At 54.8% G+C, this 582-nt stretch carries 1 protein-coding gene; it reads right to left on the reverse strand.

The features are described 5' to 3' along the window. A partial coding sequence (locus FEM54_RS33680; RefSeq protein ID WP_138454411.1) for an MFS transporter occupies nt 1-371 on the reverse strand: 371 nt, incomplete at its 3' end. Nucleotides 372-582 lie beyond the last annotated feature (211 nt).

Consider the following 582-nt stretch of genomic DNA (forward strand, 5'->3'; position numbering starts at 1 on the left):
CCGATACCACAGATAAAACGTGCGACCATCAGGCTGCTCAGCGAATTGACGAATACCGTCAACGCCGTGAGGGTCGCGTAGATCACCACGCTGGCCAGCAGAATTCGCCGCACGCCAAACCGATCCGCCAGTGGCGTTATCGCTAGCGCCCCCACGGTCAGTCCCAACAAGTTGGCACTGAACACTGGCCCGAACGCCGCTTTCTCCACCCCCCACTCCTGAGCCAACGCCGGTACCACATAAGCCAGCACGTGGGCGTCGTAGCCGTCAGTCACCATCAACAATGTGAGAAGTAAAAGAATCCACCACTGGTAAGACGACACGGGACGGGCGTCGAGCGCCACGCGAAAACTGTCAATCTGATTATGCATCGCCGGTACCTATTTGTTTTTATGGTGATTAGGAGAAGCCATCAGTCTTGTGCACGTTTTTATCGGGCGTTAAAAAGCCAGGCTCTTAGAATGGTCCTCTGATGAACGGTAAGGGGCGACTAAGCGGAATCATGTAGGAAATTTCCGAGTCGGCTTCTGGGTGACCCGCATTTACATGAAGTCCTGGCGCATGGACTGGCGCGATCAAGAA

The sequence above is a fragment of the Pseudomonas edaphica genome, from assembly GCF_005863185.1.
Lineage (GTDB): Bacteria > Pseudomonadota > Gammaproteobacteria > Pseudomonadales > Pseudomonadaceae > Aquipseudomonas > Aquipseudomonas edaphica.